9 protein-coding genes are annotated in these 14,347 nt (G+C 44.0%); 7 read left to right on the top strand and 2 right to left on the bottom strand.

What is annotated here, in order from left to right; translation table 11 throughout:
• The first annotated feature begins 47 nt into the window (after positions 1 to 47).
• The 7 genes from RMZ42_RS00705 to RMZ42_RS00675 all read left to right on the top strand — a co-directional run bounded on the left by RMZ42_RS00705 (position 48) and on the right by RMZ42_RS00675 (position 7,101).
• Positions 48 to 1,634: a VapE domain-containing protein gene (locus RMZ42_RS00705; RefSeq protein ID WP_322669590.1), complete on the top strand. Its 1,587-nt coding sequence runs from the start codon at positions 48 to 50 to the stop codon at positions 1,632 to 1,634.
• 598 nt (positions 1,635 to 2,232) lie between these two features.
• Positions 2,233 to 2,598: a hypothetical protein gene (locus tag RMZ42_RS00700; RefSeq protein WP_322669589.1), complete on the top strand. Its 366-nt coding sequence runs from the start codon at positions 2,233 to 2,235 to the stop codon at positions 2,596 to 2,598.
• Between the two features lie 71 nt (positions 2,599 to 2,669).
• Positions 2,670 to 3,035, top strand: coding sequence for a hypothetical protein (locus tag RMZ42_RS00695; protein WP_322669588.1), 366 nt, complete (start codon positions 2,670 to 2,672; stop codon positions 3,033 to 3,035).
• 54 nt (positions 3,036 to 3,089) lie between these two features.
• Positions 3,090 to 4,976 carry a hypothetical protein gene (locus RMZ42_RS00690; protein ID WP_322669587.1) on the top strand — a complete coding sequence of 629 codons (1,887 nt, stop codon included), beginning with the start codon at positions 3,090 to 3,092 and terminating at the stop codon, positions 4,974 to 4,976.
• A gap of 69 nt (positions 4,977 to 5,045) precedes the next feature.
• On the top strand, positions 5,046 to 5,324 hold the full coding sequence (locus RMZ42_RS00685; protein ID WP_322669586.1) for a hypothetical protein: 279 nt from the start codon (positions 5,046 to 5,048) through the stop codon (positions 5,322 to 5,324).
• Between the two features lie 78 nt (positions 5,325 to 5,402).
• The gene (locus tag RMZ42_RS00680) at positions 5,403 to 6,869 is read left to right on the top strand and encodes a hypothetical protein (protein ID WP_322669585.1); all 1,467 of its coding nucleotides are present in this window, start codon (positions 5,403 to 5,405) and stop codon (positions 6,867 to 6,869) included.
• Between the two features lie 4 nt (positions 6,870 to 6,873).
• A complete protein-coding gene (locus RMZ42_RS00675; protein ID WP_322669584.1) occupies positions 6,874 to 7,101 on the top strand; it encodes a hypothetical protein in 228 nt (75 codons plus the stop codon).
• 939 nt (positions 7,102 to 8,040) lie between these two features.
• Here the strand turns inward: RMZ42_RS00675 and RMZ42_RS00670 are convergent.
• Positions 8,041 to 8,655: a hypothetical protein gene (locus RMZ42_RS00670; RefSeq protein ID WP_322669583.1), complete on the bottom strand. Its 615-nt coding sequence runs from the start codon at positions 8,653 to 8,655 to the stop codon at positions 8,041 to 8,043.
• 341 nt (positions 8,656 to 8,996) lie between these two features.
• Positions 8,997 to 14,267: a CHAT domain-containing protein gene (locus RMZ42_RS00665; protein WP_322669582.1), complete on the bottom strand. Its 5,271-nt coding sequence runs from the start codon at positions 14,265 to 14,267 to the stop codon at positions 8,997 to 8,999.
• Positions 14,268 to 14,347 lie beyond the last annotated feature (80 nt).

The following is a 14,347-nucleotide window of genomic DNA, read 5'->3' as shown; positions in this document are numbered from 1 at the left end:
ATATTCACAATAAACAAAACCGGGCTAAGTGCCCAAGGATTAAAATAATGGGATTCCGTAAAGCATCTTTAGGTGGATACTCTAGTTCCTCTAATGAGGATTATAGCTCAGACACGTATACTCAGTCAAGCTTTGATGATGATAGCGCCAATGGTGATGAGCTATTAGCTCGGTTGAGTCCCATAGACTTTTTTGCACATACTCAAAGCTTAGGGGGGGACAAATCCCACTGGGTTGATCCTAAAGATCGTAATGTTGGTGAAAGAGTTAGAAAAGAAGCCAGAGCATTTATATTGAAAGCTGATGATAGAGCCTATGCTTTCTGGCAAGTATTTAAGGCAGTTTATGCAGATGATTTAGAACAAGATGCCTGGGCGGGTACTGTTTACTATGATGGGGAATCTACCACAGTTGGAATGCTGGTAGCCAAACTAGAGCAAGCATTGGAGATGGCTAGACCCAGAACATCTGAGGGTTTTTATGATCGCCAACTAGATTTATTACTGGAATACAAAAAGTTCCAGCCAGTTAAGAAATATTTGGATCGGGTTTATAAAGAGTTTTCTGAAAAACAAGTTTACTTTAGACATCTTAGCTTTGAAGAACAGGATCGGATTGTCGAAGAAAGGCGCTTACACAGAGCCGCACAACACTACACAGAGAAACAGATTAGACTTTTGCCAGAATGGGATAACTTAGGCGAGATTTTGTTTGGGACTAAAGACCCACTGACTCAAGAAATGATCACTACTTGGCTCTGTGGTGCGGTCAAGAGAGCATTAAACCCCGGTTGTTATATGAAAAGGGCCTTGATTATCAAAGGTGATCAAGACGCGGGTAAGTCAGCCTTTGTTAGTAGGTTGGCTAAGTTCTGGGGCACTGAGTTACCCTCTGGCACTTCTGATATGGATTTCGTTAGATTCTGTACCCGAACATGGATCATGGAGTTGGCAGAGTGCGATCGCCTATTCAAAGGTAAAGAAGCCAGCATCCTTAAGCAGCAGTTATCAACCACTGTAGATAAGTACACTCCAAAGTACAAAGAAGCTGATGAAATGTCAGTTACCCCAAGGGTTACAGTATTCATTGGCACAACTAATAAATCTCAGTTCCTAGTCGATGACACGGGTAACAAAAGGTACTGGGTTATAGATATGGCTGATAACTGGAAGTTACCCTTAGCTTGGTTAGATAAAAATGTAGACCAACTGTGGGCTACTGCTTACCATAAGTTACTCAATGGGCATCCTACAGACTTGTCAGAGGATAGCCAAGTTGCCTCCGAGGTCAGGAACCGTGAGTATATGGTTGAGGGTAGCTGGAATGAACAGCTAGAAACTACTTTAGCTAAGGCTACCTTTGAGGGTAAACAACATATTGCTTTCAAAGCAGTAGATATCATGTATGCTATGGGGCTTAAAGGGGAGGCCCATAGTAAGAATAAGACCGCAGTAGTAAACAGCCTTAAACAGCTAGGTTATGAACAGAAGCCCATTAAGGTGCTAGGCAAAACTGAGAAGCTTTGGAAGTTAACTAAAGTATCTAACTCTGATGTCAGCCCCGCCAGAATAGACATAGAGCGCGGTGTGTGGACATATCTTGATAAGGATAACCCAGACAAAGGTTACAGATAAATACTAGTAGTTAACTAACCCTAGCAATGCCCCTACCATTAGGGGTATTTATTTATCCTATCCGCATCAAAGCGCTTAAACAGGAGTGCTTTTACTCTATTGACCTCCTAGTTAACCCTCCAGTTACCTCTGGTTACTCCAAAGTTACCTTACTAGTAACCGCTAGGATTGATATAGGGTAAGCATCACAGCCTATGAGTTACCTAGTTACCTCTATTTCTCTAAAACAGGGTGTACAGATTACTATAGGGATTTTTGTTCACTAATATGAGGTAACTAGGTAACTCATAGGCTACAACCTAAGCTAAATAAAGGTTCTAGCGGTTACTAGGAGAGGTAACTGGGGGTAACTAGGGAGGTAACTGAGAAACATCAAGGGATTCAACCAGTAACCACCCAGCGATCGCCTAATAATCCTTAGCCCCCTCTGGTATCCCTTAGATAACCACTGGGGTATTTTATGCTGACTTACGGCACACTAGAGGTAACTAGTAACTAATATGGCTGTCTTAAGTAACAGTGTTATCATAATAACTGCAAGTACTTAAAACTATTTATGATAACCAAGATAATCTCTGGGCTGCTAGGGGTGTCCATAGTGCTGTCCAGCAACCTAGCGGATGCTAGAACTATTTGGCTACCCGGAAAGACTAATGGAGGCTCTAGACTAGCTATTGAGACATCACCACAGCCTACTTATAACCCTTCCACAGGTTTAACCTATTTCTCATATAGTATTCAGAATGGTCGAAGGTATAAGACACATCAGGCTAGTACTTGGTATTGCTACAAGGGGATTGTACAAAAGAACCCTAACTTTAGATATACAAATGGGATTGAGTCTAAAAACCCAGAATGGTCTGTGGATAGTTTAGAGGTTGGCGGTGAAGCTCCAATAGTTACTGCTGACTCAGAGGCATCCCTAAACCTGCTTAAGGCTATCTGTGCTGTGGTCTACCCATGACTGTAGCCGCATACTAAAACCCGGAGGTTTTTTTTGTATTATCTCCGGTTTAACCAAGCAGTAAGGCTTTTTTGATTTGGTGGTTATACTACCTGGAAAGTCGGGTATTTAGCGCTATTCAATCACTCGATATCCCTTGGGCACTTAGAGATAACTTGACTTATTTATCTGTAGAACTTATTTCTACAACTAATATGTCTAATCTGATTCAAATGGCCAGAGACGTTGGCAGTCGCACCAAGGGTAAATGTAGACCCGCAACTAACATCATCAGTATCATCAATGACCAACCAAGGTTACAGAAGGACAAGCGCCTAATGGTTCCTATTAGCCATGAGGAACTAGAAGCCGCCCATAGCTTTGCCAGTTCCCTCGGTGTCTCTACCAGCTATCTGGTTAGACAGTTACTCAAGACCGCGATCGAGTCTCAGATGTAAGCTTTGATTATTCTAAAAAAACCACAACTATTTACCTAAAACTTTAATATTTTTATGGCAGAAAATCGTATTCAAGTCACTCTAACAGCCCGTGATTTACTATCACCTCAGCTAGGCCAGATCAGAAGCAACATAGAAGCCCTGGGGGCCAGGGCTAACATACGTGTAGGTATTAGTGACATCCGTAACCTCGGTCAGTCTGACCTGGCGCGACTTAGGTCACAAATGGACTCCTTCAGAGACATAGGGGCTAATCTAGGTCAGCTAGGAGGATCTCAGGGGTTCCTTGGGGCTGCACTGTTTGGTCAACTAGGGGCATCTGCGATCGCCCAAGGTGTCCAGATGGTTGGTAGTGGTATCCGGGCAGCGATCGGAAGTATCCAGACTGCTGCTAGAACCCAGATAAACGACTTAGCGCTAGCAGGTAACTTGGCTACTCAACTTGGCGTTAACTTTGGGAAAGCCAAGGGGTTAGTTGCTGATACCTCTATTGAGATATCCAAAATGGCTGAGGCATTACCAGGGGAAAATGCTGATTACAATGCTATCTTTTCTCAGATATCTGCTACGGTCGCAGGAAACGCTAGGGGTGATTTAGGTAAGTTCAAAGAAGATGCTATGGAGCTAACCAAACGCTTTGGGGTTCTATCATCCATCCGTGGGCTTGATGCTAACCAATCGGGGTCAGCAGTCAATAGGGCGTTAGCCGGAACTATGGGGTTATCCGAGGTATTTCAGATCGATATTTTCCAGAAATACCCAATGCTTCAAAGTAGCGTCAGAGATCAGCTTAAAGCCATTGGTAAAAGTACTGAAGACTGGAAAAGTTTGTCTAATGATATGAGATCCAAGATATTACTAAAGGGCGCTAGGGGTGCGGTTTCTGATGATACAGTAGCATCATTTAGTGGCACTGTGGACTCAATGATTGCCGAGGCCAAGTCAAGTCTTTTTGATGAGCGTAGAGGGCTTTTTGGGTTCCTAAGAGGTCTGGAGTCTATGGGCGGTCGGTCAGCGATGGATAGTGTTCAAGGTTCCATGATGTCCTTTAAAGGTTTACTGGAGTCCTTGGGAGCGATCGCCAAGTCCCAAGGGCTAACCTTCGATCCTATGGAAGGTATCATCCGCGTAGTGGATTGGTTCAGCGACCTATCGGGGACTGTTAACGGTGTCCTAAACGGTGAAAATAGTAGTACCTTAACTTCATTTTTAACTAATACGACTACAGGTTTTTTTGAGGGTTTCAACAACTTAATAAACCTCGGACTTAAAGGCATTTCTAATATCAACTGGGGTAGCTTGGGTAAACTAGTAGGGGTTTATATAGGCGATGGGTTCACTAAGATTTTCACCAGAACTGATTGGGGCGCTATATCCCAGATACTTATCCGAAGTTTACAAGGACTAGGGGATTTTACCCTAAACTTTATTATGGGAGCCGTCGAAGGTAACTTCCGAGAACTAGGTAATGCTTTCAACAGGGTTAAAGAGTCCATTATGGCTTGGGGTGATGGCATCTTAAACGCAGTTAAGAAACCAGGGGATTCTGTTAACAGCTTTGTCCAACAAGTACAAAAAGATCCTCTAAGCGCTACTACTAACGCTTTAGGGGGTCTTGCAGGTCGTTTAAATCCCTTGGGAGACAATGGGGTTTTAGGAGCATTAAAAAATGGTGGTGGTGTAATCGGCGGCATATTAAATAAGCCATCGGAGACTACAGCAACCCCTTTTAGTACCCCTGTGACCCCCGGAATACCTAGTAATACCCTTGGGGTTCCTCTGAATATTCCCAAGACTTCTGATGCTAATAAACAAGCATTTGTAGCACCCAACGTAATCATAAATGGCACACAGATGCAAAGTCCCCAAGAAATCGCTAATGCTGTCATGGGAGCGATCAACGAGGCTTACGGGAAGTTTAAGGAGGGAAGTTTAGCCTAACCAAGATACCCCCAATATTGCTGTTTGACTTTGGTTGACTTAATAAGTCAAAAGACAGAGGCATTACCAATGGAAAGGATTAAGAAAACCAAGCAAACAGCAGTTAGATTTGACCAGTCTACCTGGGAATGGTTAGAGCAAGAATCCCTAATAACTGGTAAGACACCCTCGGCGTTACTTAGAGAAGGTGTTGAGTTACTCAAGGCTGAGGTAAGGTTACTGTCTGACCTGAAGGCACAGTTTGAAGCTTCGGGGGTTGCCTACCCCTCTATGAAGACCCAGACAGCCACAGGGGTTAGACAAATCCCACTTAGGGGTATTGAAGTTAACCAGACAGCCAACAGATGAAGCTAGGGGCACATGGGTAATACATCCTAAAAGTCAACTAATGTTTGACTGAATCTAGGAAACTCAATGTTTCCCTAGATGGCTAAGATTATCAAATCAGGTCGAGTTAAAAGCTTCAGTCCCTATAAGCATCCAAGGGGGTCTAAGGGGCGATTTGTAGAAACCCCAGACGCACCCAAGGCTACCCGTGGGGATGCTCGGAGGCAATCAAGGGTACTCAAGTCATCTAAAAAGGCTGTTGAAGTTCATCAAGAACGCCTTAAGGTTCATCAGGGCTTATCAGATGAACAAAGGAAGCGATTAGCGCTTTACCGAGGTCTTAATCCTGAGCAACGGGAAAGGCTTCTAGAAGTTTTAAGGGCTAGGAAAGCACAGTCAGAGTCCACTGTAACCCCCGAAGCACCTCCAAGAAAGCCTAAGAAATCCCTGACGCAGACTGAGATCATTAAGCAGTCTAGGGTACTTCAGTCGTCCAGAAAAGCCTCAGAGGTTTATAGAGCCAGACTAGAACTTTATCAAGGACTTAACTTAGACCAACGTAGGCGACTACAAGAGGTCTTACAGGCACGGAAGGAAGCTAAGGGACTCCAGCGATCGCACACTAATACTGCTGGGAAGTATTTAGCAGCTAGTCCCGATCACTTAAGCGTCAAAGGTAATAGATTAACCATTTGGGATGGTAAGCCAGAGCTAGCCAAAGCCCAAGGCGGGTTTAAGACTAAGAAAGTTAAGGGCTATGAGTACTCAGTAGAGGTAGATGGTAAACAGGTAGTTCTCAACCGAAACACCAATATGCATGAGTACATGGGCGATCGCATCTACGGAATGCCGTCATTAACCCCTAGACTCGCTGCCATGACTCCTGTACAGCTAGCTGACGGATTAGCTAAATACATGACCAAAGTAGAGACTAATGATAGTACTGTACCGGACTGGCTACCCACGTATCACGGTAAGGTGGACAAGGCCCTGGTGACTAAGGGTTATGGTAAAATGCAGCAGCACCATATTCATCAGTGGGCTAAAGTGCCTTTGGATACCATTGTTAAAGACTACGAGTCAGGTAAGATAACCCTGGATGAGGCTAAGGCGCGGACACAGGCTATTCTCAGCCGGGAAACCATTAAGAAGAAATCAGGTAAAGAAAAGGTGGATTGGGTGTTAACCCCGGCTGATAAGGATCATAGGGCGTTTGTGGTATTGCCAGGTGGATTACACGATGTCACTAATAAACCCATGTATTTGGCTAATCACCCTATGGGTATTGATCTTGATGCCTCAGACTACAAGTTAAGACCGTACAGACTACCGAAGTATGGGGACTCCGGTAGAGACTGGCATTCTGATACATTCAGACCTGGTTCATGGGTGGAAATATACCGAAGAGAATCCTATGTACTTTTAGGTGAACTAAACCGCAGAGTAGCCAAGGGAGAAGTGACCCATCAGGAAGCCCAAAAGCTATTCAGGGACGGATTAGACAAGGTGGACAAGGCTAATCAGTTCAGGATACAATATAGTAAGCAGCAAGGGGGCCAAGGTTAATATTATGACTACGACTAACGACTATATACTGAACTTGGTACTGACCAATGGAGATGAGGTCAAAGTCCCCTTAAATGATTTATTAGAAGTACGCCCAGTTGATGATGAGGATCATTGGATAGCCGAGATATTTGAAGTCACCACTAAATCGGGTGAGACTTATGAAGTTGATATGTCAGCCGTAAATGGTGGTACTGAGACAATATTATTCCAAGCTATTGATCCAGACTAGACGCTATCACCTATGAGCGGTTGTTAGATATCATCCAGCCAACCTAAGCACCCTGGCAATATCAACTACTCAAAGACCTTAGATAAAATCTTGGGTCTTTTGTCTTGTAAGTGCCAAAACCAAATATTGAAGTAGAGTATAAAACTTGGTATTACTAAATACAGTTGAATACTGTAGTATTTGCCCTGTCTCATCAGATATTCTTGGGACAAAACTGGGACAGTCAAGACAAGTTCTGGGCAGATTAGTAAGGTAAAGGGGTACGGAGTGGGTTAATGGTGACTATAGTCACACGATGTCAACGTAGCGCTCTAACCAACTGAGCTATACGTCCTTAACCACACAATTATCAATAGTAGCATATACTTCTTTGATAATGCAAGATAAAAGACCAAATCAGGCGAACTCTATCACTCCCTAAGTAATCAAGTGCAGATGATGTGAAGTACTTATTTGATTTGTAAAAAAGGTTGCACCACTTGCTACTAATCAAACAAATAAGTCTAATATCAAGTCGGGGTAATTAGTTATGATACCCACAGTCATTGCACCCCACCCCCACCCCCTCCCCGCTCTTCGGGCTACGGTGTATACACAAGTCTTAAAAACCTAGCCTTAATAAGACTTTCCTCGTTCCCAGTCTCCGACTGGGAATGCATTCATTGAGTCTCTGACTCAATGTCTGGCTGGAGGCAGAGCCTCTAATAAGCCATTCCCAGTCGGAGACTGGGAACGAGAAGTGAGAGAACAATGGGAAAATCGAGCTTTTTCCGACTTGTGTATACACCGTAGGCTCTTCGGGAGGGGAGACAAAGCTACGCTTTGGCGGGGTGGGGTTCTTGGGGTTTAGTAAGTAATCAAGCGGACATGATATAAGTCAAATTCTCTTTCCTTTTGCTTCCAGCAAGACAGCCTGATTTCCTGCAAAGGTCTTTAAGTTTATCGAATCCAAAACGCCAATCCTCCCCCACGACCGCGAGCTGCAATGAAATCTTCTGTTACCAAAAAGAAGCCAAAGAACGGTAGTTTACCTATCGGTTGGTTGTAGAAATCTTCTGTTTGAACTTTACCACCACGGATTGCTCTGTTGTAAATAACACGACCAAACAAACTGAGAATCATCTGGTTAAAGTCAAAGGCCAATAAATTTTTCTTCCCGAAATATTGCACTGGCCCCGTGAGTTTCAGTGAAACTGGGTTAAGCTCAACCTGATTAGTAATTTCGCCTCTGTCTGAATTTTGTTCCAAAGTGGCATTAAAGGAAACATGGATTGCCATGAACTTGGGTACATAGAAACCGTTGCCTAATACAATTCCCCCGCTACCTCTGTTTTTTTTAGTGCCAGTGACAAAGCAAAGTTGCCATTTACCGAGCAGAAACTCAAACGGATAAGTCAACTTTTGTTGCTTGGCAGTTTTTTCTGCTTGTAGCAACGCCTTTACTAATATTTCAGCACTAGGGCGTATACTTTTTGGTTCTCTATACTTAGCCGCAGCCTGGGATAGCACGTTAATAAAGTCAAATGTCGCTTTAGGTGTTAAATTAGGCGTCATGAAGCCACTCTGGATTTAACTACTTCTTGATTTTCTGATAGATTGTAGCGTTCATCTTCAAGAAGACATATCTTTCAACCGTAGTATTCGCTAGAAGAACGTCGCTCGATTTATGACCGAGAAGGGTGTGGGGTGTGGGGTGTAGGTATTAGATAAAGAACGTTCTCTCGCACCCAACGGGTACAAGCCCCTGTTTTTAAATATGGAAAAAATCAAAAGATGTATGTAGTGACACGTATGTGCAAGATATACAGCGTCCGTTTTGAAACTCCTGCTTTTAAGTATGGGGTTCCCCACACCCCACACCCTATCCCCTATACCCTTTTCATTATTCCCTACCTTCACCAAGGATTACCAACCATTGTGAATCCAGCCCAATAATAAGGATGCATAAGTGATTCATCAGCACTGTCAGCAGGTAAAGGCAAATTCCCAACTCCTCCTAAACCTTGCACTTGTCCATCCTTGACATAAATTTGCCCTTTGAGCATAGCTACCTGAGCCTGTCTGAGAGCTTCTGCCTTAATTGGAGTTGTCTTTAAATTCTCATAAAATTTTGTCATCAACGCCGCTGTGCCAGCATCATTAACCGACCAAAGACTAGCAACACTAGTTTTCACACCTGCCAGCACTGCTAAACCCGCAAATCCCAGTTCGGATTCTTTATCCCCTAAAGCTGTTCTACAAGCACTCAGCACGAGCATTTCAACTTCAGGTTCATTCAAGCGCAACTGTCGTAATTGATTCAAGCGTAACTTGTCTTCCCACAGTTGAATATAGGAATTATTCAAAGCACCCGTAGCAAAATTGGCATGGGTTGCCATGTGAATAATTCCAAAAGGTTGTTGGCGGCGGATCGTTTTAAGATTTTCTAAAGTGGCTTGCTTATCTAACAATAATTTGCCCTGCCAGAGTTTAGATACTAGTGTTGATAACTCCAGGGGGACTGCTGGTAAAGGCTCTTGTCCCTGAGTACTCTGAGAAACCCCCAGCGCTAAAATTTGAGATTTTTTGATGTCTTTATAGAGGGTATTAGTCAAACTAAGACTAGGCATTAAGCCAATACTATATTTTTCTGCTAGAAATCCCTTACCATCGTGAAGTGCTGCCATTGGGGTTGAACGTAACCCAATATCTGGTAAAAAGACCAGATTGTTGATTTCTCTCGCCTGTAAATCTGCCTCTAGTGGTGCAACCATCCAGCGATAAAGTTGTTGAGATGAACGCAAATAACCGGTGCGACGACGGTTTTGTGGACTAACGATTTGGTCACGAAATTCTTGAGCTACTTGGAGAACTTTGGCTTTAGTTGTTTCTGGGATGCGCTTGCGGATCGGATCGCCTTTTCCGGTTACTACTACAACTTCTAGTTGGTCGCTATCTTTTTCTGCTACGGTATTTAACTGTTTCGTAAATTTTTGAGCTTTGCCTAAATTCCCCTCTGGTAAAATTTCCACAGGGACAAAACTGATGTAGATAAATGCAGGTTTAATACCAGTAGCTTCTTCAATTTTACGAGCAATTTTTTTGGCATCATCTAGGGTTTTGATTTTAGGGCTAGGTATGCCTAAATGGTCGGCAAAATCATCTGTGAAATTGTCTTCGGGAGTAGGGTCGGGATTAAGAACGGGGTTATCAATCTGAGGATTATTGAGGACAGGGTTATTCGGTTTACTTGGTAGATTGCATTGGAATGTGCAGGGGTTAGTATTTGGAGTTTCAGGATTTGGAGTTTCAGGATTCGGAGTTTCAGGATTGGGTGTTTCAGGATTGGGTGTTTCAGGATTTGGTGTTTCAGGATTGGGAGTTTCAGGATTAGGTGTCTCAGGATTTGGTGTTTCAGGATTGGGAGTAGGAGTTTGACTGACGTTGATTCCTATCTGTACAGGTGCAGAAGAGGAAACGCCGTCATTTGCACTAATTACAAAAGCATTTAGCGACCCATTTGTATCTGCTGGAGGTGTGTATACCAAAGTATCGCCGCTAGATAAGGTTGTAACACCAGGGATGACGGGAACGCCATTGACAGTGATGTTTCCCGTATTCACGACATCGATCTTGATGGAGGTGATGTCATTATTAACATCGCTGACCAGTGGAGCCAAACTAGAGAACGTTAAGGTAACAGGTTGATTGGTCTGGGTATCGGGTAGCGATGAGTTTGCTGTTAATGTCGGCGGTGTGTTGACAGATGTAATGGTGATGCCGATTGGTGTACCGCTAGCATCTCCACCATTTGGCAAAACTGGAAAGCTATTAGCGATGATTGAATTGTCACCTGTATTAATTGACCCTGCTGTACCATTGACACTTGCATCACCGACAATAAAATCTACATTGTTTGGGCCACCATCATGGCGAATGTTAACAGTACCTCCTGCTAAAGGTTGAACGTTAGTACCTCCTTCGCCAGTAAAAAATCCACCAGTTGCGATCGCTTCACCGGTTCCGATTCCTTGAATAAGTCCATTGGTTAGCACTTGCACATTGCCACCTTGAACTGTGTTTCCATCAACAAAATCGTCTGCGATCGCCTGGGTGTTGATGTTGGTAAAACGAATATTGCTACCAGATGTATTGGTAGTCTGTAAAGTAACGTTGCCACTTGTAAGATTTCCTGTTCCATCGACTCCGATCGCACTTGCTGAGGCGTTAATGGCATCATTTACAGTGATATTATCTCTGCTAGTTAAACTAATCGCGCCAGCTGTGCCGATAAAATCGCCACCTCCTTCCTTAACTACAGACGAGTTAATTGCCTCTGTGGTAATACTGCCGCCTGTGGTTGTTGCTACTACATCGCCAGCCTGACCTGAGCCATCAGCATTATTTGAAAAAGCATCAATCCTACCTGTGAGAATATTGCTTGTGGCACTCAAACTGACTGTTCCAGCAGTATTAATAGTATTAAACCCTTCAGTGTTGCTAGTATCGAGATTATTTAGAGTAATCCCACCACTGCTGCTTGTGACTGTAATATTACCTGCCAAGTAGCCTTGGCCGCTGGCGATAATGTTGCCCGCAACGATGTCGCCAGTCGCAGACAAGTTAACATTGCCACTATTGTCAGAAAAATCAGTAGTTGTATCGAGATTGCCCAGTGATAAACTAGCTCCAGAAATGTTAATCGCTCCCCCAGTTGTCTGGATTGTGTTGGTGGGATTGACAAAGTTTACAGAACCAGTTTGTGAGGAGAGGCTGAAGCTACCGCCAGCACCCAAGTTTAATGTTGCGACACCAGGAGTAGTCACCAAGGGCGTAGCTCCGGTGATGTCATCGATGGTAATGTTGCCTGTAGCTTGTAAGTTGATATTTGCACCTGAAGCTGCGATCGCACCCCAAGAAACAGTGTTAGCCCCAATATCTGCATCGCCAAAGGCAATATTGCCTGCTGTAGCATCAAAATCACCTGTGCCTGCTGCACCATCGATAATTGTCAATGTGCTGGGGTCTAGTAATAAAGTGCCAAAGTTGCCATTGACGGCTGAAGTATCTACCAAACCGTTGAAGGTCAAGAAATTTTTGCCTGATACTTCTACAAAACCACCATTCCCCGCATTTGCTCCTCCACGAGCCGAAATTTTTCCAAAAAACTGGGTTGTGTCGTTACCCCAAATAATTACCCGTCCGCCATTTCCATTCAAGTTACTATCTGCATTAATGACGGATTTTGAGTCTACATAAGTCCGATCTGCGTTGGGTAAAGTCCCCTTACCTTGATAATCGCCACCAATTAGCACAGTACCGCCGCCATTATTTCCAGAGGCGTTAATATTGGCATCAATCACCGCGACTTTTTGACCCAAAGCAGTTACAGTACCGCCTGTTTGACTCGCTGTATTCACTTTCCCAGAAACAATCGTTGTACCTGGAGTTGTGGGAATTGTCACATTGGAATTTGTCAATTTTACAGTTCCATCAGGATTGGCAGTTAAGCCTGTGTTACCAACTGTCAGCAGTTCGGGTATTGAGGCAATGGGAATTGTCCAGTTGTTGGGTTGAGTGCTACTAGAGGCGAGGGGCTGAATTTCTAGACTTAGCAGATTTCCTGGCTGACTGAGACGCACCCAATTTTGTCCTGGTACTGATGTAACGTTAATTTGCCCTCCCGGTGCTGAAAGTTGCCCGGTGTTGACTATAGTACCGCCGAATAAATTCAAATTTTGCCCAGCACCTACTACCAAATTTCCAGCATTGGCGATCGCTCCTGGCTGGTTCATACTAAAGGCAAATCCGTTGGGGTTTCCAACTAAATTTATGTAGTCATTAACACCGATAGCGTTAAACCAACTGCTGCCAAAACCAATACCATTGGCTGTTGTCACCGTAAAAGCACCAGGCACATTTAAACTAGCGTTTGCTCCAAAAATAAATCCGGCTGGATTCATCAAGAAAAGGTTAGCATTGCCACCTGTCACCTGAATTAAACCATTGATAACCGAGGCATTCCCGCCTGTAATTCGACCAAGGATATTTTGCAGCGCCGGACTAGCTTGAAAGTTGGCAATTTGTTCTGGTGAAATCCCAAACTGTTGAAAGCTGTGAAAGAGGTTTGCACCATCTCTTGAAGTTGTGCCGCCAGTGATATCAAGTCGATTGCCGTTGGGAGTCACAATTGTGTTTGTGCCATCGGCAGCAGGAACTATTTGTTGTGCTTGGGCTAATCTCGGACTTACCAGCGAGGCAATAACTAAGCCTGAAGCGGCGATATTAGACAATAGACCTCTTGCACAAGTCCCTAACACCCCACCCCCAACCCCTCCCCGCAAGCAGGGAGGGGAGACAAAGCGTAGCTTTGGCGGGGTGGGGTTCTTTCTTATTTTTGATTTATGCAAGAGGTCTAATAAAGATTTTTTGCAGCGTAATATGAAGCGACTTGTGGGCAATTCTACATCGATTTGTAACTTGTCTGCTAATCCGCGCCGCCAAAGTGCTTGAGCGATCGCCTTCTGCGACCAGAGTATTTGTTCTTTTTTTCTGGTAACAGAGATGCTTTGAGAATGATTTCGGTAGAAATAAAGTGGCTCTTGGACTCGGCGCACTTGGGCTACTTCTGAAAGTCGCAGACATAGATCATAATCATAGGCACAGCAAGAGAACAATTCGTTAACACCTCCCACTTGGTCATAAACCGATCGCCGCATCAAGCGGAAGTGGAAAGTCATGAAATCTACCAACAAACCCGATCGAGAGTAAGGAATGTCACAGCGATCGCCATAACCGATAACTTTGCCGTTTGGATCGATATTTAAGTAGTCAGTGTAAACAAATCCCGTTTCTGGGTAGCGATTGAGGACTGTAGCGGTTTGAGCAAGAGCTGTGGGGGCAAGGATATCATCATTGTCTAATATACCGATGTAAGTGCCGCTAGTTTGGGCGATCGCTGCCTTACAAGCCGCAGCAACTCCTTGATTGTCTGCCTCCACCACCCGCACTCGCCCATCTTGTTGAGCATAAGCGCGAGCGATCGCCACCGATCCATCTGTAGAGCCATTATCCCAAATTAGTAACTCAAAGTTTTGCCATGTCTGCGCTAAGACGCTAGCGATCGCTTCTTGAAGGTAAGACTCCCGATTGTAATTGACGATGACAATGGAAATCAGTGGTGACATCGAAGTTTTCCCAAGTTTTCTACCTATTACCACAATATAATGCTAGGGACTATCACTTAGAAGAAATCGCTGTTAATTAT

Source organism: Nostoc sp. DedQUE05 (assembly GCF_034530955.1).
Lineage (GTDB): Bacteria > Cyanobacteriota > Cyanobacteriia > Cyanobacteriales > Nostocaceae > Nostoc.
Note: the sequence above shows the minus strand (reverse complement) of the source record. Positions and strands in the feature narration are given on the sequence as shown.

Coding starts and splice junctions, on each gene's coding strand:
- RMZ42_RS00705 (WP_322669590.1), top strand. CDS start 48: ATGGGATTCCGTAAAGCATCTTTAGGTGGATACTCTAGTTCCTCTAAT.
- RMZ42_RS00690 (WP_322669587.1), top strand. CDS start 3,090: ATGGCAGAAAATCGTATTCAAGTCACTCTAACAGCCCGTGATTTACTA.
- RMZ42_RS00685 (WP_322669586.1), top strand. CDS start 5,046: ATGGAAAGGATTAAGAAAACCAAGCAAACAGCAGTTAGATTTGACCAG.
- RMZ42_RS00680 (WP_322669585.1), top strand. CDS start 5,403: ATGGCTAAGATTATCAAATCAGGTCGAGTTAAAAGCTTCAGTCCCTAT.
- RMZ42_RS00675 (WP_322669584.1), top strand. CDS start 6,874: ATGACTACGACTAACGACTATATACTGAACTTGGTACTGACCAATGGA.
- RMZ42_RS00670 (WP_322669583.1), bottom strand. CDS start 8,655: ATGACGCCTAATTTAACACCTAAAGCGACATTTGACTTTATTAACGTG.
- RMZ42_RS00665 (WP_322669582.1), bottom strand. CDS start 14,267: ATGTCACCACTGATTTCCATTGTCATCGTCAATTACAATCGGGAGTCT.